We start from the raw sequence: 21,115 nt of genomic DNA, 5'->3' as shown, positions 1-21,115 counted from the left end.
AGCTAGAGGTAGTCCGGAGCGGCTTCCAGCCCGAAGTACTCTTCGAGAGTCGTGATGCCGCGTGTGGCCATGTCCACCGCGGCATCCACTCCGATGTACCGGAGGTGCCAGGATTCGTAGAAGTAGCCTGTGGTGTCGTGGAACATCCAGGGGTACCTGACGACGAATCCGAACTTGTGCGCATTGGCTTTGGCCCAGATCGCTGCCGGCTGCTCGGCGAAGCATGGCTGGAAGCTGCACGCTCCGCCTCCGTCGCCGATGTCGAATGACCAGCCCGTCTGGTGTTCGGAGTGCCCTGGCCGGGCCGAGGCACGGTCGGCTGCGGCCTGGCCCGTGCTGGCAACATATCCGTTGTATGTGGATACCTGGGTTGTGTAGGAACGGTAACCCGAGGCCAGTGTCATGATGACGCCCTCCGAGGCCGCCGCCCCGAACATCTTCTCTGCGGCAGCCGCCGTCGTGCTGTTCAAGAGGGCCGCTTCGCCGCTGACGGCGAGCCTGATGGCCGGCTGCACCAAATCGGCCGGCACAAAGTCTTGCGGGTTCAAGGGCCTGTGCTTGTTGACGATCACCCAAGGACTGGTGGGATCCGTCAGGGAGTGCTGGGGCTTGATGGTGCTGGAAGGAGCCGGAGCGGGCGTAGCGGCGATGGTGGGCTCTGTGGTGGCCGACGGCGTCGCGGTTGCGGCAGGGGAGCTTGAGGCGGGCGCAGCGGACGTTACGTCGCCCTGGGCCGGCATGCTGGCGGCAGCAGGGGAGGGTACCCCGTCCTTCGGAGTGCACGCTGTCAGGGCGGCGAGGCCGGCGCTGGCCGTGAGCAGCCCGGCGAAAGCCCGGCGGCTGGGCATCGGCGTGTTGTCGTTTGGCATCTAGACCTTCCTCAGCAGCATGCGCCTGATGGAGTGGTCTGCGTCCTTGGTGAGCACCAGCTGTGCCCGACCCCGTGTAGGCAAGACGTTTTCCTTGAGGTTGGGCTCGTTGATGCGCTTCCAAATACCGCGGGCGGTGGACTCGGCGTCCTCGTCCGACAACGTGGCGTACCGGTGGAAGTAGGACTCCGGCTGGGCGAAAGCCGTACTGCGCAGCTTCCGGAAACGGTCCACGTACCATTCCTCGATGTACGAGGTCTTGGCGTCGACATAAATGGAGAAATCGAAGAAGTCGCTGACGGCCAGGCCCTGCTTGCCGTCCATGCGGGGCCGTGCCGGTGCAAGCACGTTCAAGCCCTCGACGATCAGGACGTCGGGGCGGCGCACAACGACTTCCTTGCCGGGCACGATGTCGTAGGTAACGTGCGAGTACCAGGGCGCCCGGACTTCCTCGGCTCCGCCCTTGACCTCCGAAACGAAGCGAAGGAGTCCGCGCCGGTCGTAGGACTCCGGGAAGCCCTTGCGCTCAAGGAGGTGCCGGCGCTTGAGCTCTGCCAGGGGGTAGAGGAAACCATCGGTCGTGATGAGTTCCACATTTGGCGTACCGGGCCAGCGGCGCAGCATTTCGCGGAGCACACGGGCGATGGTGGACTTGCCTACTGCCACGGAACCGGCCACTCCGATCACGAAGGGCGTGCGCTGGGTTTGCTCACCCAAAAAGGTGGTGGTTGCGGCGTGAAGCTGGTGTGATGCCTGGACGTACAGGTGGAGAAGCCTGGACAAGGGAAGGTAAACCTCCCGGACTTCCTTCATGTCCAGGGGGTCACCGAGCCCGCGCAGACGGAAAATGTCCTCTTCGTTGAGGGGCTGCTCCATCTGTGCTGCGAGCCGGGACCAGGTCTGGCGGTCCAGCTCAACAAACGGGGAAGCGCCGTCGCCATTAGCTTCGGTGCGTTGCAAAGTCACGATCATGATTCTGCCCTCCGCGCGGCTGAACAGGAAATGCGCGGTGGCTGTTGGATGAATTATGGGCGCTGTGGGGGTCGTGAGCGGCAGCAGGAAATGGGATGTCCCACATCAGTTGTTTGCGCTAGCCGTTAGGCTTGTACCCATGTGTGGAATCGTAGGCTATGTTGGCAATTCGTCTCGCGAGGCAGCTGGTTACAGCGCCCTTGACGTCGTGGTGGAAGGGCTGCGCCGTCTGGAGTACCGCGGCTATGACTCCGCCGGCGTCGCAGTAGTGGCTGATGGGGCCATCTCATCCCGTAAAAAGTCCGGCAAGCTGAGCAACTTGATCGAGGAACTGGAAGCGCATCCCGTTCCCAAGTCCCTGACAGGCATTGGCCACACCCGGTGGGCCACGCACGGCGGACCCACCGACCGTAACGCCCACCCGCACCTTTCCGACGGTGGACGGTTGGCTGTCATTCACAACGGCATCATCGAGAACTTCGCTGAGCTCCGCCAGGAACTGCTCGCCAAGGGTGTCACGTTCGAATCCGAAACGGACACCGAAGTCGCTGCGGCACTTCTGGGAGACATCTTCCGGAACCAGCTCAACGGCGACGGCGGCAACCTCACCGAAGCGATGCGCCTCGCCTGCCAGCGCCTTGAGGGTGCTTTCACGCTCCTGGCCGTGCACGCCGACCAGCCTGACCTCGTAGTTGCGGCCCGCCGCAACTCCCCCCTGGTGGTGGGCCTGGGCGATGGCGAGAACTTCCTCGGCTCCGACGTCTCAGGCTTCATTGACTACACGCGCCGCGCTGTGGAACTTGGCCAGGACCAGATCGTCACCATCACCGCGGACACCGTTGAGATCACCGATTTCTTCGGCGCACCGGCCGAAGGCAAGGAATACCACGTTGACTGGGACCCGGCTTCGGCTGAAAAGGGCGGCTTCAGTTCCTTCATGGAGAAGGAAATCAACGACCAGCCTGACGCCGTGGCACAGACCCTCCTGGGCCGCTCCGACCTCAACGGCAAGCTGACGCTGGACGAGCTCCGTATCGATCCCGAGCTCCTCAAGCAGGTGGACAAGATCATCGTCCTCGCCTGCGGTACCGCAGCCTACGCGGGCCTGGTGGCCAAGTACGCAATCGAGAACTGGTGCCGTATCCCCACCGAGGTGGAGCTTGCCCACGAGTTCCGCTACCGGGACCCGATCGTTGACTCCAACACCCTGGTGGTTTCCATCAGCCAGTCCGGCGAAACCATGGACACCCTCATGGCTGTCCGTTACGCCCGGGAACAGGGCGCCAAGACGATTTCCATCTGCAACACCAACGGATCCACCATTCCGCGTGAATCCGATGCCGTGCTGTACACGCATGCCGGCCCGGAAATCGCGGTTGCTTCCACCAAGGCCTTCCTGGCGCAGATCACGGCTGCCTACCTCCTGGGCCTCTACCTCGCCCAGCTGCGCGGCAACATCTTCTCCGGCCAGATCAAGGATGTCCTCGCGGACCTTAACAAGATCCCGGCCAAGATCCAGTCAATCCTGGACAACGCCGGACCCCTTCGCGAGCTTGCCCGCAGCATGAAGGACGAAAAGTCGGTGCTGTTCCTGGGCCGCCACGTTGGCTACCCCGTAGCACTCGAAGGCGCCCTGAAGCTCAAGGAAATCGCCTACATCCACGCTGAAGGCTTCGCCGCCGGCGAGCTCAAGCACGGCCCGATCGCCCTGATCGACGACGGCCAGCCGGTCTTCGTCGTCGTGCCGTCCCCGCGTGGCCGTGACTCCCTGCACTCCAAGGTGGTCAGCAACATCCAGGAAGTACGCGCACGTGGTGCACGCACCCTGGTGATCGCCGAAGAGGGCGACGAGTCGGTCAAGGACTACGCAGAGCACGTCTTCTACGTACCGGAGACGCCTACTCTGCTCATGCCGCTGCTCACCACGGTTCCGCTGCAGATCTTTGCTGCCGAACTGGCCGGGGCGAAGGGTTACGACGTCGATCAGCCGCGTAACCTTGCCAAGAGCGTGACCGTAGAATAACCGCATGATTGTTGGCATTGGCGTAGACGTCGTAGACATTGAGCGGTTTGGCCGGCAGCTTGAACGGACTCCAGGGTTGAGGGATCGCCTGTTCGTGCCTGCCGAGCGTGAACTCAACACACGGTCCCTGGCCGCCCGCTTCGCAGCGAAGGAAGCTGTGGCCAAGGTCCTGGGCGCACCGGCAGGCATGAATTGGCAGGACTGCTGGATCGGCCTGGACCAGAATGGTCCCACCATCCAGGTCAAGGGGACTGTGCTTGCCGTCGCAGAGGCCAAGGGCGTCAAGCGCTGGCACCTGTCAATGAGCCACGACGGCGGCATCGCCACGGCAACTGTCCTCGCTGAGGGCTAGACGGACACTTCAACAATGATCAGCGCCTTCACCGGACAACAGATCAGGGACGCGGAACAACCGCTCCTGGACTCCGGTGAGGGCGCTGTTCTCATGCAACGGGCAGCCTACGGCCTTGCCCAGGCAGTCATCCGTGAACTGAAGAAAAAGCGCCGGTTGGCTGGAGCGAGCGTCACGGTCCTTGCCGGCAAAGGCAACAACGGCGGTGACGGCCTCTATGCTGCCGCGCATCTCGCCCGACGCGGAATGCGCTCGACGGCGGTACTCGCCGCCGATTCCGTCCACGCGGAGGCATTGGCCGCTTTCCGGGCCGCAGGCGGGCGGGTCTTGCAACTCGGGACTTCCAATGCCGAAGAACTCGCCGTTCTGTGCGCCGGCGAGGACGTCATCATCGATGCTTTGCTGGGCACTGGTGCCCGCGGAGGATTGCGGGACGCCCCTGCGGAATTGATTGCCGCGCTGCAGGAACTCGGCCCCCGGCTGGTTGTAGCCTGCGATGTCCCCAGTGGGCTGGATGCCGGCACGGGAGAGGTCCATTGGCCGGTGCTGGATGCGGATGTCACGGTCACCTTTGGTGGCTTCAAGGCAGGGCTCCTGACCGATCCGGGCGAGGGCTGCGCGGGGCGGGTGGAACTGGTGCGGATCGGCATCGAACCTGCACTTCCGGAACAAGCGCCGGAGCTGCGCCGCCTTACTGGCCGGGACCTGGGCGCGTTGCTGCCCCACCCCGGCCGGCGGTCCCATAAATACTCCCGTGGCGTCCTGGGCGTCGTCGCGGGCTCGTCCCGTTTTGCCGGCGCCGCTGCCCTGGGTGTGCACGCAGCGGCCCTCGCGGGGGTAGGCATGGTGCGCTACATCGGCCCCGAACCAGCGGCACGAATGGTTCTTTCCCGAACCCCGGAGGCTTTGTGGGAGAGCGGGGATCCGGGCCGCGTGCAGGCTTGGGTGGTGGGTCCGGGCGTCGACGGCGAGGAGCAGCTGGGCCGGGCAGGAGCTGCCGTGGAGATGGCTCTTGGCAATGATCTTCCGGTGGTGGTGGACGCCGGGGCACTGAGCCTGCTGCCGGAACGCTGCCCGCCCCACTGGATCCTCACCCCGCATGCCGGTGAACTTGCGTCGTTGCTGGACTCGCTTCCTTCCACCGGTGAAGTGGCGGTGACCCGAGCCGACGTCGAATCCCGGCCCCTGCACTTCGTACGCCAGGCTGCGCAGCAAACCGGAGCCACAGTGCTCCTGAAGGGTGCCACGACACTTGTGGCGTCGCCGTCGGGAATTGTTTTCAGCCAGTCCGAAGGCACCCCCTGGATGGCGACCGCCGGCAGCGGCGATGTCCTGGCCGGAGTGCTGGGAGCGTTGGTGGCGCAGGCTGCTGACGGGATTGCCGACGACGACGCCGCGTATGCCGGCTTGGGCCTGGATCCCGCCGACCGCTGGGCTGCTGTGGCGGCCGTCGCGGCCAGCGTCCACGGACGGGCCGGGACCGTCGCATCGGCAGCTTGCAACGGTGGCCCCCTTACAGCCTCGGCAATCGCTGAGGCTGTACCGGGCGTTATTGGTTCGCTCAGCGCGGAATACGACCGAACAATACCGTAAGGTTACTGTCGTTGTCAGGGTACTGAGTAGGCTTGCAACAGTTGTTCGCATCATCAAGAGGAGAACGCATGGAAGTCTGGCCTGGATCGGCTTATCCGCTGGGTGCCACCTTTGACGGCACCGGCACCAACTTCGCGCTGTTCAGCGAGAAGGCCGAAAAAGTGGAGTTGTGTCTCTTCGACGACGACGGCGGGGAAGTCCGCGTAGAAGTTACCGAAGTAGATGGTTACGTATGGCATTGCTACCTGCCGCAGGTGCAGCCGGGACAGAAGTACGGCTATCGGGTTCATGGGCCCTACGATCCCGATGCCGGTCAGCGCTTCAACCCCAACAAGCTGCTGCTGGATCCGTACGCCAAAGCCATTCACCGGCAGATCGACTGGGATCCGTCCCTGTTCTCCTACAATCTGGGAGACCCGGATTCGCGGAACGATGAGGATTCAGCGCCGCACATGATGCTGGGCGTGGTCATCAACCCGTTCTTCGACTGGGACGGCGACAAGCTCCTGAGGATTCCGTACCACAAGTCGGTCATCTATGAAGCCCACGTCAAGGGGCTCACCCAGCTGCACCCGGAAGTACCCGAAGAGCAGCGCGGCACGTACGCCGGCGTGGCACACCCTGCGGTCATCTCGCACCTGCAGAAGCTCGGGATCACCGCCATTGAACTCATGCCGGTGCACCAGTTCGTCAACGACGGCATCCTGCAGGACAAGGGCCTGAACAACTACTGGGGCTACAACACCATTGGTTTCTTCGCGCCCCACAACAGCTACAGCTCCAAGGGCGACACCGGCCAGCAGGTTCAGGACTTCAAAGCCATGGTCCGTGCGCTGCACACCGCGGGCATCGAAGTCATCCTGGACGTCGTGTACAACCACACTGCCGAAGGCAACCACCTGGGGCCCACGTTGTCCTTCAAGGGCATCGACAACTCCGCGTACTACCGCTTGGTGGAGGATGACCAGAAGTACTACATGGACTACACGGGTACGGGTAACTCGCTGAATGTCCGAAGCCCGCACTCACTGCAGCTGCTCATGGACTCCCTCCGGTATTGGGTCACGGAAATGCACGTCGACGGCTTCCGCTTCGACCTCGCCTCCACACTTGCCCGCGAGTTCTACGACGTGGACAAACTCTCCACCTTCTTTGAACTCATCCAGCAGGATCCGGTTGTTTCCCAGGTGAAGCTCATCGCTGAGCCGTGGGACGTCGGTCCCGGCGGCTACCAGGTTGGCAACTTCCCCCCGCAGTGGACCGAATGGAACGGCCAGTACCGCGACACGGTGAGGGACTTCTGGCGCGGCGAACCGTCCACGCTGGGCGAATTCGCATCACGCCTCACAGGCTCGGCCGATCTCTACGAACATTCAGGCCGGCGGCCGGTTGCGTCCATCAACTTCGTCACCGCCCACGATGGCTTCACGCTGGCGGACCTGGTCTCCTACAACGAGAAACACAACGAGGCCAACGGCGAAGACAACAACGACGGCGAATCCCACAACCGTTCATGGAACTGCGGGGAAGAAGGGCCCACGGACGACCCCATCGTCCTTGGCCTGCGGGCACGCCAGCAGCGGAATTTCATTGCCTCACTGTTCCTGTCCCAGGGTGTTCCCATGCTTCTCCACGGTGATGAACTCGGCAGGACGCAGAACGGCAACAACAACGGCTACTGCCAGGATTCCGAGCTCACCTGGATCAACTGGGACAATGTGGACCAGCCGCTCATCGAATTCACCGCGGCGGTCAGCGCCCTGCGCGCCAAGCACCCCAGTCTGCGGCGAAGCCGGTTCTTCGACGGGCGCCCCGTGCTCCGCGGAGAGGGCGAGCGGCTTCCGGACATCGTATGGCTGGATGCCGATGCCAGCACCATGAGTCCTTCGGATTGGGACGAAGCCCTTGGCCGCTCGGTTGGCGTGTTCCTTAACGGTGACGGCATCCATGGACGCGACAACCAGGGCCGCCGCATCACCGACGTCAACTTCCTGCTGTACTTCAACGCAGACCAGGAAGACGTGGACTTCAGGATTCCGTCCGACGAATATGCGCCGGCTTGGGATGTCATGATCGATACTGCGGGAGAGGGCGCTGAAGCGGGTGTCATCAAGCCCGACCAGATCCTCTCCGTGGGCGGCAAATCGCTGGTTGTCCTGCGTGCGCACAGCACACCCGAGATTGAACCTGACCACTCCGTTGCTGCCTCGCTTGCAGCATTGACGCAGACGAGCACCCCTGAAACGGCCTCGATGACGGCTCCCGCTGTCACCTCGCTGCCGTATGACTACAAGGGCACCGCCCCGGAGGACGACGCCGGCGACGCCGCGGAAGCGGGCGAAGCGAAGGAATCCGAATCATGAGGACGCCGGTCTCCACCTACCGCCTGCAGATCCGTCCCGGCTTCACCTTGCAGGATGCCGCCGAACTGACAGGTTACCTCCACTCGCTGGGCATCGATTGGGTGTATGTCTCGCCCATCCTGACCGCGGAGCAGGGCTCGGACCACGGCTATGACGTGACCGATCCCTCCACAGTGGATCCCGCCAGGGGAGGCTCCGAGGGCTTGGCTGCCCTGTCCAGGGCCGCCAAGGACAACGGCATGGGGATTCTTGCCGACATCGTGCCCAACCACATGGGCGTTGCCTCTCCCAAGCAGAACGCCTGGTGGTGGAGCCTCTTGAAGGATGGGCGGGATTCCAAGTACGCCGAGGCCTTCGATGTGGACTGGGAATTCGGCGGCGGAAAGATCCGGATCCCGGTCCTGGGCAGCGACGACCACCTCGACCAGCTCAAACTGATGGACGGCGAACTTCGTTACTACGACCACCGGTTCCCCCTGGCCGAGGGAACGTTCGCACCGGAAGACAACCCGAAAGACGTTCACTCGCGCCAGCATTATGAACTGATCGGCTGGCGGCGGGCAGACGCAGACCTGAATTATCGCCGCTTCTTCGCCGTGAACACCCTGGCGGGCATTCGGGTTGAAATTCCCTGGGTGTTCGACGAGTCGCATGCCGAGGTTGTCCGCTGGTTCCGCGAAGGCCTGGTGGATGGACTCAGGATCGACCATCCGGATGGGCTGGCCGATCCGGAAGGCTACCTTGCCAGGCTTCGGGAGGTGACCGGGGGCGCCTACCTGCTCGTGGAGAAGATCCTCGAACCAGGTGAGCAGCTTCCGGAGACTTTCAGTTGCGAAGGCACCACCGGTTATGACGCCCTCGCGGACATCGACCGCTTGTTCGTGGATCCAACCGCTGAGGATTACCTCAATTCCCTGGACGCACGGTTGCGGAACACGGAAAAGCCGGCCGATTACGCCGAGATGATCCATGGGACCAAGCGGCGGATTGCTGACGGTATCCTGCGCTCGGAGATCCTGCGGCTCGCACGCTTGGTGCCGGCCTCCCTGGAGCTGCCGTTCGCCAAGGTGGCCGACTCCCTTGCCGAGGTCATCTGCTGGTTCCCCATCTACCGGACATATTTGCCCTATGGCGGGAAGACCCTCGTGGAAGCAATCGAGCGGGCGGGCCGGCACCGTCCCGAACTCGAACCCGTCCTTGGGAAATTGCAGCCGCTCCTGTTGGATCCAGAAAGTGCTTTGGCACGGCGGTTCCAACAGACGTCCGGAATGGTGATGGCCAAGGGCGTGGAGGACACAGCGTTCTTCCGCTACACCCGCCTGGGCTCACTCACCGAGGTGGGCGCAGATCCTACCGAGTTCTCGCTGCCCACCGGAGTTTTCCACGAACGGATGGCCCGGCGCCAGCAGCTCCTGCCACTGTCCATGACCACCCTGAGCACGCACGACACCAAGCGGAGCGAGGACGCCAGGGCACGGATATCGGTCATTTCCGAGGCCGTGCCGGAGTGGGAACTTTTCCTTGGAACAGTCCAGCAGCTCGCACCGATCCCGGATGGTCCGTTGGCGTCCCTGGTCTGGCAGTCGATCGTGGGTGCCTGGCCGGCAGACCGCGGACGGCTACAGGCATACGCCCTGAAAGCGGCGCGGGAGGCCGGCAACTCCACCAACTGGACCGACCCGAACCCGGAGTTCGAACGGCAGCTCGCAGCCGCCGTCGACGCCGCGTTTGACGTTCCCGAGGTCGCGGCCGCCCTGAGCAACTTCGTGGCGGAACTGGAACCCTACGGGACCTCCAACTCGTTGTCCGCCAAGTTGATCCAACTCACCATGCCCGGCGTCCCCGACGTTTACCAAGGCACGGAGTTCCGGGATGGCTCACTGACCGACCCGGATAACCGGCGGCCCGTGGACTTCGCGGAACGCAAAGCGGCTTTGGCGGCATTGGACCAGGGGGCGACGCCATCGTTCACGGAGGAATCGGCCAAACTCCTGGTGCTCTCGCGGGCGCTGAGGTTGCGTCGGGACCGGCCCGGGCTGTTCGAAGGGTACTTGCCCGTCGCAGCGCAGGGAGCGGCAGCAGGACACGTGGTGGCCTTTGACCGCGGCGCTGGTCGTCGTGGCGCGCTGACCGTCGCCACGCGCCTTCCCCGACGACTGGCCCGGGAGGGCGGTTGGCGGGACACCGTCATCGAACTCCCCGCGAACTGCAAGGACGAACTCACGGGGGCAAGTTACGCCCCCGGTGCTGTCCAGCTAAGCACTTTGCTGGAGCGGTACCCCGTGGCGCTGCTGGTGCCCACCGACTGAGGCCACCACGCATCACGGCAACGCACGCTTAAGGAACGTACAGGGGAACATTATGCTGAAGCACGCTGCTGGAAAGAATCTCTTTGATGTCTGGGCGCCGAACGCAAAGACCGTTCGGCTGGTGGCCGGAGGCCACGAATACGTCATGGAGCAATATGACGACGCCGCTGCCCAAGGTTGGTGGCGCGCCCCGGCTGACGCAACGGCAGGGAAAGCCGACGGCGTGCCGTACGGCTACCTCGTGGACGGAGAAGGTCCATTCCCTGATCCGCGTTCGCGGCGCCAACCAGAAGGCGTCCATGGCTTGTCTTCCACGTTCGACCCGTCCGTCCACGAATGGAAGGACGCCGGCTGGAAGGGACGGAGCCTGAAAGGCTCTGTCATCTACGAGCTGCACCTGGGCACCTTCACTCCGGAGGGCACACTGGATGCCGCCGCTGGAAAACTGGACTATCTGGTGGACCTCGGCATTGATTTCATTGAGCTCCTGCCGGTCAACGGATTCAACGGCGTCCATAACTGGGGCTACGACGGCGTCCTTTGGTACGCCGTGCATGAGCCCTACGGTGGGCCGGCGGCCTACCAACGGTTCGTGGACGCCGCACATGCTGCGGGGCTCGGTGTCATCCAGGACGTGGTCTACAACCACCTCGGTCCGAGCGGAAACTACCTGCCAAAGTTCGGTCCCTACCTGAAATCGGGGGAGGGCAACACCTGGGGCGACTCAGTGAACCTTGACGGCCCGGGGTCCGATGACGTGCGCCGCTACATTCTGGAAAATGCGGCGATGTGGCTCCGTGACTACCACGTGGACGGACTCCGGCTCGATGCCGTCCACGCACTCCGGGATGAACGGGCCGTGCACATCCTTGAGGATTTTGGTGCGCTGGCTGACCAGATCGAATCCGGGACGGGGATACCGAAAACCCTGATCGCAGAATCGGACCTGAACAACCCACGCCTCATTTATCCCCGCAAGGACAACGGCTATGGGCTCGAAGGGCAGTGGAGCGACGACTTCCACCATGCCGTTCATGTCAACCTCAGCGGAGAAACTACCGGCTATTACTCGGACTTCGAATCGCTGTCCGTGCTGGCCAAAGTCCTGGAACACGGCTTCTTCCACGACGGCAGCTACTCGAGCTTCCGGGGTCGCCATCATGGTCGGTCAATCCGGCACGACCTCGCGCACCCATCGGCTTTGGTGGTCTGCCTGCAAAACCACGACCAAATTGGAAACCGGGCCATTGGTGACCGGCTCACGGCAACGCTGTCGTACGGCAAGCTGGCCGTGGGTGCCGTGCTGACCATGACCTCGCCCTTCACCCCCATGCTGTTCATGGGGGAGGAGTTCGGTGCTTCAACGCCGTGGCAGTTCTTCACCTCCCACCCGGAGCCGGAGCTGGGCAAGGCCACCGCAGAGGGACGGATCAAGGAGTTCGAACGGATGGGTTGGGACCCCGCCGTTGTCCCCGACCCCCAGGATCCCGGGACTTTCCAACGCTCCAAGCTCAAGTGGGAAGAGGCCAGCGAGGGAGACCACGCCCGACTGCTCCAGCTGTATAAGGATTTAGCACAGCTGCGTCGGAACACGCCTGAGCTCGTGGACGGCGGCTTTGGAGATACCTCCGTGGAATTCGACGACGAGGAACACTGGCTGCAGATGTCCCGCGGCAACGTCCGCGTGGTGTGCAACCTCGGGGATGAAGCACTTGCCACACCCCTGAAGGGTTCCCTGTTGCTGGCTACCGACCCCGAAGCAGCCCTTGACGAGGAGACGCTGACCCTCCCCGGCGCCAGCGCCGCCGTCGTGCGCGTCTACTGACCCAAGCAATGAACCGGGGTGACGGCGCCCACATGGCGGACACCGCCGTCGCCCCGGTTTCTGCAGTGGCAGGATGGTACGTATGACTTATTCGGCTGCGGAAAACCGCTACGAAACCATGCCCTATCGCCGTGTCGGACGCAGTGGACTCAAGCTGCCCGCCATCTCGCTGGGCCTTTGGCACAACTTCGGCGACGACAAGCGCTTCGACGAACAGCGCGCCATCCTTCGGCGTGCTTTCGACCTCGGCGTCAATCACTTCGACCTCGCCAACAACTACGGTCCGCCGGACGGGTCCGCCGAGACGAACTTCGGACGCCACTTGAAGGACGACTTCAAGCCCTACCGCGACGAACTCGTCATCTCCACGAAAGCCGGCTACTACATGTGGCCCGGCCCGTATGGAGAATGGGGTTCCCGCAAGTACCTCATTTCCAGCCTCGACCAGTCCCTGGAACGCATGGGCCTGGAGTACGTGGACATCTTCTACAGCCACCGACCGGACCCGGAGACGCCGCTTGAAGAAACCATGGGCGCCCTGGACTACGCGGTCCGCTCAGGCAAGGCGCTGTACGCGGGCATCTCGTCCTACACCCCGGAGCAAACCCTGGAAGCGGCCCGGATCCTCAAGGAGCTCGGTACCCCGCTCCTGATCCACCAGCCGAGCTATTCCATGCTCAACCGGTGGACCGAGAACGGCTCGCCCAACCTTTACGAGGCATTGGACCAGGTAGGTGCAGGCTCCATTGCTTTCTCGCCGCTGGCCCAGGGAATGCTGACCGACCGGTACCTCAACGGTGTGCCGGCCGATTCCCGCGCAGCGAAGGAACGCTTCCTGTCCGAGTCGCAGCTGACCGAGGACAAGCTGGACCGCGTGCGCGGACTCAACGCCATTGCCCAGGGCAGGGGACAAACGCTAGCCCAAATGGCTGTGGCCTGGATCCTCCGTGATCAGCCGAAGGGTTCACCGGTGACGTCGGCCCTGATTGGTGCCTCCAGCGTGAAGCAGCTGGAAGACACGCTCAGCGCCATCCACAACCTGGAGTTCAGCACGGAAGAGTTGACGGCGATTGACGAATTCGCCGTGGAATCCGACATCAACCTGTGGGCTCAAAAGTAGCCGTTCACGACTGACATGAAACTGGAGGGGCCGGCCGGGAACAAAGCCGGCCCCTCCGGTGTTGGATACAATGCAAGTGTGCGCCGAATGGCGCCGTGCCAATCAGTCGTGCGTTGAACTCAGTCAGCGGCATGCCTGGCACCTGAGGTTTAGTTCTCAAAAGGAGTTCCGTGTCTTCACATCCGATTCGTGTTGCCATTGTCGGCGTAGGTAACTGCGCCGCATCGCTGGTCCAAGGTGTTCAGTACTACCGCGACGCTGACCCCAAGGCCACGATCCCGGGTCTGATGCACGTCGAGTTCGGCCAGTACCACGTCAACGATGTCCACTTCGTTGCTGCTTTCGATGTTGACAGCAAGAAGGTTGGACTGGACCTGGCAGATGCCATCGGCGCCAGCGAAAACAACACCATCAAGATCGCCGACGTCCCCGCCACGGGCGTCACCGTTCAGCGTGGCCACACCCTGGACGGCCTGGGCAAGTACTACCGCGAAACCATCGTTGAGGCTCCGGAAGAAGCCGTGGACATCGTCGCTGCCCTGCGCGAGGCGAAAGCGGACGTCATGGTCTGCTACCTGCCGGTTGGTTCGGAGCAGGCTGCCAAGTTCTACGCCCAGTGCGCCATCGACGCCGGCGTCGCTTTCGTCAACGCCCTCCCCGTCTTCATCGCCGGCACCAAGGAATGGGCTGACAAGTTCACCGAAGGCGGTGTGCCGATTGTTGGCGACGACATCAAGAGCCAGATCGGTGCCACCATCACCCACCGTGTGATGGCCAAGCTGTTCGAAGACCGCGGCGTGACCCTGGACCGCACGTACCAGCTGAACGTCGGCGGCAACATGGACTTCAAGAACATGCTGGAGCGCGACCGCCTGGAGTCCAAGAAGATCTCCAAGACCCAGGCCGTGACCTCCAACGTCGAGGCCGAGCTGCACGCCGATGATGTCCACATTGGCCCGTCCGACTACGTCGCCTGGCTTGATGACCGCAAGTGGGCGTTCGTCCGCCTGGAAGGCCGCAACTTCGGCGATGCCCCCGTCTCCCTTGAGTACAAGCTCGAGGTATGGGATTCCCCGAACTCTGCCGGCGTGATCATCGACGCCATCCGTGCCGCCAAGATCGGCCTTGACCGCGGCATCGGCGGTCCGTTGCTCTCGGCTTCCAGCTACTTCATGAAGTCCCCGCCGGAGCAGTTCAACGACGACATCGCCCGCGAGAAGGTCGAAGCCTTCATCCGCGGCGACATCGAGCGCTAAACACCGGCAACAAACCCTGGTTTTATCTGACGCCCCTGCACACTGTGTGGGGGCGTCAGTCGTCTCCCGGACCCTCCATCAGGTTCCGGTCGTTTGGGGCCAACGCTCCATCACGATCCGGTGGGATGTGATGGAGGGTTAGAAGAGGCCCGTGGGATTGCCGTCGGCGTCGACATCCATGCGCATGGCAGCCGGTTCCTTCGGGAGTCCGGGCATGGTCATGACGGCCCCGGTCAGTGCGACGATGAAACCGGCACCGGTTTTCGGGATGAGGTCTCGAACATGGACCCTGAAACCCTTGGGCGCTCCTAGCCGGGAGGCGTCGTCAGTGAAGGAGTATTGTGTCTTGGCCATGCAGACAGGCATGCCGGACCAGCCGTTCTTCTCGATCTCCACAAGGCGTTTGAGGGCCGGCACGGAGAACTCCACGCCATCGGCCCCGTAGATCTCCAGCACAATCGTCCGGATCTTGTCCTCCACGGGCAGCTCGAGCGGGTAGAGGTGATGGAAACTGGACGGCGCGTCCAATGCTGCTGCCACCTTGGCGGCGAGTTCGTCCCCGCCGTCCCCACCCCCACCGCGCCCCCAAACGTCGGCGACGGCGGCCTCCACCCCTTCCGCGGCACACCAGGCCAGGAGCCAGTCGAGTTCCTCCGGAGTATCAGTGGCGAACTTGTTGATGGAGACAACGGGGGTGATGCCGAATTTGGCGACGTTCCGGACGTGCCTCTTGAGGTTCTCAACTCCGGCGGCCATGGCATCCATGTTGGGTTCGCCCAGCTGCTCCTTGGGAACGCCGCCCTGCATCTTGAGCGCGCGGATGGTGGCAACAACCACGACGGCGGATGGTGCCACCGCTGCGATCCTCGCCTTGATGTCCATGTACTTTTCGGCGCCAAGGTCCGCTCCGAAGCCTGCCTCGGTGACCACCACGTCGGCAAGCTGCATGGCCGTCCTGGTAGCGATCAGTGAGTTGCAGCCGTGGGCGATGTTCGCAAACGGGCCCCCATGAACCAGGGCCGGAGTTCCGGCGATGGTCTGGACAAGGTTTGGCTTGATGGCGTCTTTCAAAAGCATCGTGAGGGCGCCCTCAACACCGAGATCCGCCACGGTGACCGGTGCCCGCTCGTAGGTGTACCCGAAGGTGATCCGGCCCAGCCGGCACCGGAGATCGTCCAGGTCCGTTGCCAAACAGAAGACGGCCATGATCTCGGACGCCACGGTAATGTCGAATCCGTCCTGCCGGGGCACGCCCTGCGCGGGACCGCCGAGGCCGATCACCACTTCACGCAAGGCACGGTCGTTCATGTCCAGGACGCGTTTGAACGTCATGCGGCGGGGGTCGATTCCCAGTTGGTTACCTTGGAAAATGTGGTTGTCCACCAGGGCCATGAGGGCGTTGTTGGCCGAGGTGATGGCGTGGAAGTCCCCGGTGAAATGCAGGTTGATATCGTCCATTGGCAGGACCTGGGAGTAACCGCCTCCCGTGGCCCCGCCCTTCATGCCGAGGATCGGTCCCAAGGAAGGCTCCCGGAGGGCGATCATCACATTGTTTCCGGCGCGGGCCAGGGAATCGGCGAGTCCTACCGTGGTGGTTGATTTTCCTTCGCCGGCGGGCGTGGGGGACATGGCTGAAACAAGCACCACTTTTCCCGGCGCCTTGTCGGCTGGGAGCACCAGCTTGCTTATGTCGATCTTGGCTTTGTAACGCCCGTAGAGCTCAAGGGCTTCCACATTGATGCCCGCTTTCTGGGCGATCTCCTCGATGGGGAGCATTGCGGCATTGTGGGCAATTTCAAGATCACTCATGACCTTGTCTTCAGACATCGTTGTCCTTCGGCTGGATGTTCCCGTATCAGGGCTGACGCTTATGGCGCGCTAACGCTGTGCGCGACAATCTACCAGCCGCAGGGCCGGACGCCGGTGAACCTCAGGTCCTCGGAAGCAGCAGGCCCGCGACGGCTTCGCGGTAGCTTTCCAGGGTGATCGCAGCCGTGCGCTGCCAGCCGAACGACTCGGCGTGGGTGGCCGCGAGCCGGCCCATGTCCTCGCGGGTCTGGACATCGTCGTAGAGATCCTCGAGGGCATCGGCCCAGTCCGTGGGGTTGTGCCCGTCCACCAGGATTCCGGTGCGGCCATCCGAGATTGCCCGGGACAGTCCACCAACGTTGGTGGCGACTACCGGGGTACCGCACGCCTGTGCTTCCAAAGCCACCAGCCCGAAGGATTCACTGAAGGATGGCATCACCACGACGTCGGCCGAGCGGAACCACCCGGCCAGTTCGGGCGCGACCACCGGCGGTCGGTGGGTGACGACGTCGTCGAGTCCTGCTTCGTGGATGATCTGTTGGAGGTTGAAGTCCTTGGCCCCGCTCAACGAGCCCAGGATGGTCATCTCCAGGTCGATGTCCGGCCTGCGCTTGCGGAGGATGCCGGCGGCCTTGATGAAGATCTGGGGACCTTTGAGCCGCTGGATCCGGCCGGCGAACAGAATGTGGAAGCTCTCCGGCCGCACTTCCAGCCGGGCACGGGACTTCCTGCGGAACGAGGGCGTAAAGACGTTGAGGTCCACTCCGGGTGGAGCGATGTCGATCCTGTCACGGTCGGCCCCGTAGTGGGACACAAGTTCATCGGCTTCAGCAGGGGTGTTGGCTATTAGGCGGGCCGCACCATCGACGATCCGCTGCTCGCCGTTCTCGCGACGCCGTGGCTCCGGGTGTTCGCCGGGTTGCAGTACGAGGTTTTTGACCTTCGCCATGGTGTGCATGGTGTGCACCATTGGAACGCCCCATAACGCAGACAACTCCAGCCCGGCAACGCCGGATACCCAGTAGTGGGAGTGGATGGCGTCGTAGCGGCCATGCATTTGCTGATTCCGGATGTGGTCGATTTCGAGCACCATTTGGTGCAGCAGCTCCGGCAGCTCTTCCTTGGGTATCCTGCGGCGGGGTCCGGCCTTGACGTTGTGGACGCAAACGCCGGGACCTGGATGCTCGACGGCGGGTTGGTTGGCTTTGGTGGCACGCGTGAAAATCTCCACTTCCACACCCGACTCGGCAAGGGCTATGGCCAAAGCCCGGACGTAAACGTTCATGCCACCGGCGTCACCGGCCCCTGGCTGTTCCATGGGGGAGGTGTGCAACGACAAGAACGCCACTCGACGGACCATCGGCATCGCACTCCTCCTGGCTTTCATTGCACGTGGCTTTTGCCCTGCAGAAAACACTACTCCTGCGCATCCGTGCCTCTATAAAGCGGCCTCCATAAAGCGGCCCCGCTATGTGGACAAGGCTGCTAGCGTGTGGGCTGTGAGCCAAGAACAAAGCTTTGACATCCGCAGCGCAACACCGGGCGACTGGGCCGGAATCTGGTCAATCCTGGAACCCGTGATCCGGGAGGGTGAGACCTTCACCTGGGATCGCGGCACAACGGAGGACGAGGCAAGGGTGAAGTGGACCAAAGAAGCGCCAGGCCAGACCTTTGTCGCCGTCGACAAGGAGTCCGGCAGGATTCTCGGTACCGGCGAGTTTCACCCCAACCAGGGCGGCGGTGGCAGTCATGTCGCCAACGCCGGTTACATGGTGGGTGCCCACCACACGGGCCAGGGTATTGCCCGTGCTCTCTGCGCCTACTCAATTCAGGAAGCCAAAGCGGCAGGGTTTTACGCGATGCAGTACAATGCGGTGGTGGAAAGCAACGTTAGGGCCGTGTGGTTGTGGCAGTCCATGGGATTCCGGATCCTTGCCACCGTGCCGGAGGCCTTCAACCATCCCGAGATCGGCTACGTGGGCCTGCACGTGATGTACCGCAAACTCTAGTCCCGTCCCGGCACTGACCCCCAGAGCCCGGCCAGCGCGGGGAATGCCTCCTCATAGCCTGCGAGCAGTTGCCTGCCCAGCGGCTCGGAACCCACCAACGGATGAACCGCAAACGCCTGTACGGCCGCTTCGCGGTCGTGGTCACGGACGGCGCGGATCGTCAGCCGCTCCACCTCCTTGACGTGCTGCATCAAGGTGAGGAACGGGCCGGGTGGCCGTTCCTGCGCGACTGCCACCGCGCCGTCGGGCGTCACTTGGGAGGGGACTTCGACGACGGCGTCCGGCGGCAGCCCGGGCACGGCCACCTCCGCAAGGTGAAGACTTTCGGCGGGCAGCACCGGAGCGTTGGGCACGTTGAGGATCAGCTGGGCGGTCCCGCCGACCGAGCCGACCGAGCCGATCGAGCCGACCGATAGAGCGCGCATCACGGCCAGGGCCACCCGTTCGTAGCCGCCACCAGCGAGATCGGACTCGTCGCGCTGTTCCCCGTGGGTGCGGGCTTCGGCGAGGTAGCCTTCTTCGCGGGATCGCCGGGCCGCATCCCATAAGGCATAGGCATCGGCCGCCCGTACCAGATCGGGGTAGAGCGAATGCTGCTGCTGGTGGATGGACGCCCCACGGGTTTGGCGCTGACCACGGATGGCTTGGGTGGCCTGCGAGGTCCGATAGTAGTAGTAAAGGTACTCATTGGGCAGGCAGCCGAGCTTTTCCAGGGTGTGCTGCCCGAACAGCCGCCCCTCTTCCATCGACTCGAGCGCTGCTGGATCGGCCAGCAGTCCGGGCAGCAGGTCCTCGCCACCTGGTGCCAGCCGGTAAAGCCAGCCGAGGTGGTTCAGCCCGTAGTAGCCCACGCCGTCGAGGTTTCCTTCCTCCAGCGGGAAACCGGCCGCGCGGGCCGCCCGCTGGGCCAGGCCCCCCGCGGAATCACAGATCCCGATCACCCGGCTCCCAAGGACCGGAACCAGAGCCTCCGTGACCATTCCGGCGGGGTTGGTGAAGTTGATCAGCCATGCATCGGGGCAATAGCGCCGCATGGCCCTGGCGAGTTCCAGCATCCGGGGGATGGACCGCAGGGCGTAGGAAATCCCGCCGGCTCCCGTGGTCTCCTGGCCCAGCAGCCCGAGATCCAACGCAACACGCTCATCGGCGATCCGGCCGGCTGTTCCGCCGGGCCGGATAGCTGCGAACACCACATCGGTGCCCGTGAGCGCCTGGCCGAGGTCGCTGCAGGCGACGACGACGGGACCGGAACCCGGGGCGGTGGGCATATCGCGGAGGACGGCCTGGATGGCTTGGAGCCGTTGCGCATCGACGTCGAAAAGCACCAATTCGCTGACCAGGCCAGCGAAGGGGCCAGTACACAACGCCCGGTACACAAGGGGAACCCGGAATCCGCCACCGCCGGCGATCATGAGCCGCATGTTCCGAGTCTATGCAGCCCCGCAAGCTGCGGCGTAGTGTGCCGTTCATGGACGCTATGCCGCAGCGACGATTCGACCCTCTTGCCGCCGTAAGGTCAGACGTTGATGCCGGGTGCGACCTTCTCCTGACCGGTACGGTCTTCCAGGACATTATTTTCACTGGCCTTCCCCAAGCACCGGAACCCGGTACTGAAGTATGGAGCGAGGGTATGGGCAGTTGCCCGGGAGGAGTGGCCAACCAGGCCATCGCTGCAGCACGGCTGGGGTTGCGGACAAATCTTGCGGCGACCTTCGGCGACGACGGTTACGGTGACTACAACTGGCAGATCCTGGAGACGCAGGAGCACGTTGACCTTTCACTGTCCCGGACCATTCCAGGGTGGCACTCGCCGGTCACGGTTTCCATGTGCGTAAACCAGGACCGCTCCATGGTCACCCACGGCCACCCTGCCCCGATCAGTTCTTCCCAGCTGATCGGCCAGCCTCCCCGGGCGCTCGCAGCCGTCGCGGACCTGGAGGAGGAAATGGAGCCGTGGATGCTGGCCGCAGTGAACTCCGGGACCAAGCTTTTTGGAGTAGTGGGCTGGGACCCCACCGGGAAATGGTCCCAGCGCAGGCTTGACCAGCTTGAGCACTACTACGCGTTCCTCCCCAACGCACCGGAGGCCATGGCCTTCACGGGCAAATCAGACCCCTGGGCGGCCCTGTACTCCCTGGCCGACCGCGTACCGGTCGCCGTGGTGACACTCGGCCCCCAGGGCGCGGTGGCCGTGGACTCGGAAACCGGCGAGGAGGAGTGGGTGCCGTCCCTGCCGGTCCCGGCGTCGGATCCCACGGGAGCAGGGGACTGCTTCGGTGCTGCCTTCATTGTGGGGTGCCTCGCAGGATGGCGGCTGGGTGACCGCCTGCGCTTTGCCAACCTGTGCGCTTCACTTGCCGTCCAGGAAGTTGGCGGCTCCTTGGCCGCACCCGGCTGGGGAGACATCGCGGACTGGTGGCAGCGGGCAAACGCCCGCAAGGAGCGCCAGTCCAGCCAATGGCTCAGGCGCTTCGCGTTCCTTGAACCGATCGTGAAGGACATTCCCGCTGAAGCCCAACGGCGTGCCCGGGCCACTATCGCGCACTTGTCGGACGCCCAGTAGCGGCGAACGCCCGCGGGCAGTTAACCCGAATTCACCGGCACCACTAGAATCT

At 63.6% G+C, this 21,115-nt stretch carries 15 protein-coding genes; 10 read left to right on the top strand and 5 right to left on the bottom strand.

Translation table 11 applies throughout. The features are described from left to right. Window positions 1–2: 2 nt before the first annotated feature. A complete protein-coding gene (locus IEY62_RS02330) occupies window positions 3–869 on the bottom strand; it encodes a M15 family metallopeptidase (RefSeq protein ID WP_189013606.1) in 867 nt (288 codons plus the stop codon). Continuing rightward, a complete protein-coding gene (gene coaA, locus IEY62_RS02325; RefSeq protein WP_189013604.1) occupies window positions 870–1,841 on the bottom strand; it encodes a type I pantothenate kinase in 972 nt (323 codons plus the stop codon). 139 nt (window positions 1,842–1,980) lie between these two features. On the opposite strand from coaA, the gene glmS reads away from it, so the two are divergent. From glmS to IEY62_RS02285, 8 genes are all read left to right on the top strand, one after another. Further along, complete coding sequence (gene glmS / locus IEY62_RS02320) at window positions 1,981–3,864, top strand: glutamine--fructose-6-phosphate transaminase (isomerizing) (protein ID WP_189013602.1); 1,884 nt, start codon at window positions 1,981–1,983, stop codon at window positions 3,862–3,864. A 4-nt stretch (window positions 3,865–3,868) separates the two neighbouring features. Then, a complete protein-coding gene (locus tag IEY62_RS02315; protein ID WP_018776647.1) occupies window positions 3,869–4,216 on the top strand; it encodes a holo-ACP synthase in 348 nt (115 codons plus the stop codon). Between the two features lie 15 nt (window positions 4,217–4,231). Beyond that, window positions 4,232–5,809 carry an NAD(P)H-hydrate dehydratase gene (locus IEY62_RS02310; protein ID WP_189013600.1) on the top strand — a complete coding sequence of 526 codons (1,578 nt, stop codon included), beginning with the start codon at window positions 4,232–4,234 and terminating at the stop codon, window positions 5,807–5,809. Window positions 5,810–5,877: 68 nt separating this feature from the next. Continuing rightward, the gene (glgX, locus tag IEY62_RS02305) at window positions 5,878–8,172 is read left to right on the top strand and encodes a glycogen debranching protein GlgX (RefSeq protein WP_189013598.1); all 2,295 of its coding nucleotides are present in this window, start codon (window positions 5,878–5,880) and stop codon (window positions 8,170–8,172) included. Continuing rightward, window positions 8,169–10,481: a malto-oligosyltrehalose synthase gene (gene treY, locus IEY62_RS02300; protein WP_189013597.1), complete on the top strand. Its 2,313-nt coding sequence runs from the start codon at window positions 8,169–8,171 to the stop codon at window positions 10,479–10,481. The genes glgX and treY overlap by 4 nt, the downstream gene beginning before the upstream one ends. 52 nt (window positions 10,482–10,533) lie before the next feature. After that, a complete protein-coding gene (treZ, locus tag IEY62_RS02295; RefSeq protein WP_189013595.1) occupies window positions 10,534–12,306 on the top strand; it encodes a malto-oligosyltrehalose trehalohydrolase in 1,773 nt (590 codons plus the stop codon). Window positions 12,307–12,388: 82 nt separating this feature from the next. Beyond that, complete coding sequence (gene mgrA / locus IEY62_RS02290) at window positions 12,389–13,426, top strand: L-glyceraldehyde 3-phosphate reductase (RefSeq protein WP_189013593.1); 1,038 nt, start codon at window positions 12,389–12,391, stop codon at window positions 13,424–13,426. 170 nt (window positions 13,427–13,596) lie between these two features. Then, window positions 13,597–14,682, top strand: a complete 1,086-nt coding sequence (locus IEY62_RS02285; protein ID WP_189013590.1) for an inositol-3-phosphate synthase — start codon at window positions 13,597–13,599, stop codon at window positions 14,680–14,682. Window positions 14,683–14,820: 138 nt separating this feature from the next. Here the strand turns inward: IEY62_RS02285 and IEY62_RS02280 are convergent, their stop codons facing one another. Beyond that, on the bottom strand, window positions 14,821–16,509 hold the full coding sequence (locus IEY62_RS02280; protein WP_189013588.1) for a formate--tetrahydrofolate ligase: 1,689 nt from the start codon (window positions 16,507–16,509) through the stop codon (window positions 14,821–14,823). A gap of 103 nt (window positions 16,510–16,612) precedes the next feature. Further along, window positions 16,613–17,857, bottom strand: coding sequence for a D-inositol-3-phosphate glycosyltransferase (mshA, locus tag IEY62_RS02275; RefSeq protein ID WP_189013586.1), 1,245 nt, complete (start codon window positions 17,855–17,857; stop codon window positions 16,613–16,615). 124 nt (window positions 17,858–17,981) lie between these two features. Here mshA and IEY62_RS02270 point away from each other — a divergent pair, with 124 nt between their 5' ends. Then, window positions 17,982–18,500: a GNAT family N-acetyltransferase gene (locus IEY62_RS02270; RefSeq protein WP_189013584.1), complete on the top strand. Its 519-nt coding sequence runs from the start codon at window positions 17,982–17,984 to the stop codon at window positions 18,498–18,500. Here the strand turns inward: IEY62_RS02270 and IEY62_RS02265 are convergent. After that, a complete protein-coding gene (locus IEY62_RS02265) occupies window positions 18,497–19,921 on the bottom strand; it encodes a family 4 glycosyl hydrolase (protein ID WP_189013582.1) in 1,425 nt (474 codons plus the stop codon). The two genes, IEY62_RS02270 and IEY62_RS02265, sit on opposite strands and share 4 nt — an antisense overlap. Before the next feature lie 47 nt (window positions 19,922–19,968). Here IEY62_RS02265 and IEY62_RS02260 point away from each other — a divergent pair, with 47 nt between their 5' ends. After that, window positions 19,969–21,063 (top strand): carbohydrate kinase family protein, encoded by a 1,095-nt coding sequence (locus IEY62_RS02260; protein WP_229785001.1) that lies wholly within the window; start codon window positions 19,969–19,971, stop codon window positions 21,061–21,063. Window positions 21,064–21,115: the final 52 nt, after the last annotated feature.

The organism is Paenarthrobacter histidinolovorans (genome assembly GCF_014647595.1).
GTDB classification, from domain to species: domain Bacteria; phylum Actinomycetota; class Actinomycetes; order Actinomycetales; family Micrococcaceae; genus Arthrobacter; species Arthrobacter histidinolovorans.
Note: the sequence above shows the minus strand (reverse complement) of the source record. Positions and strands in the feature narration are given on the sequence as shown.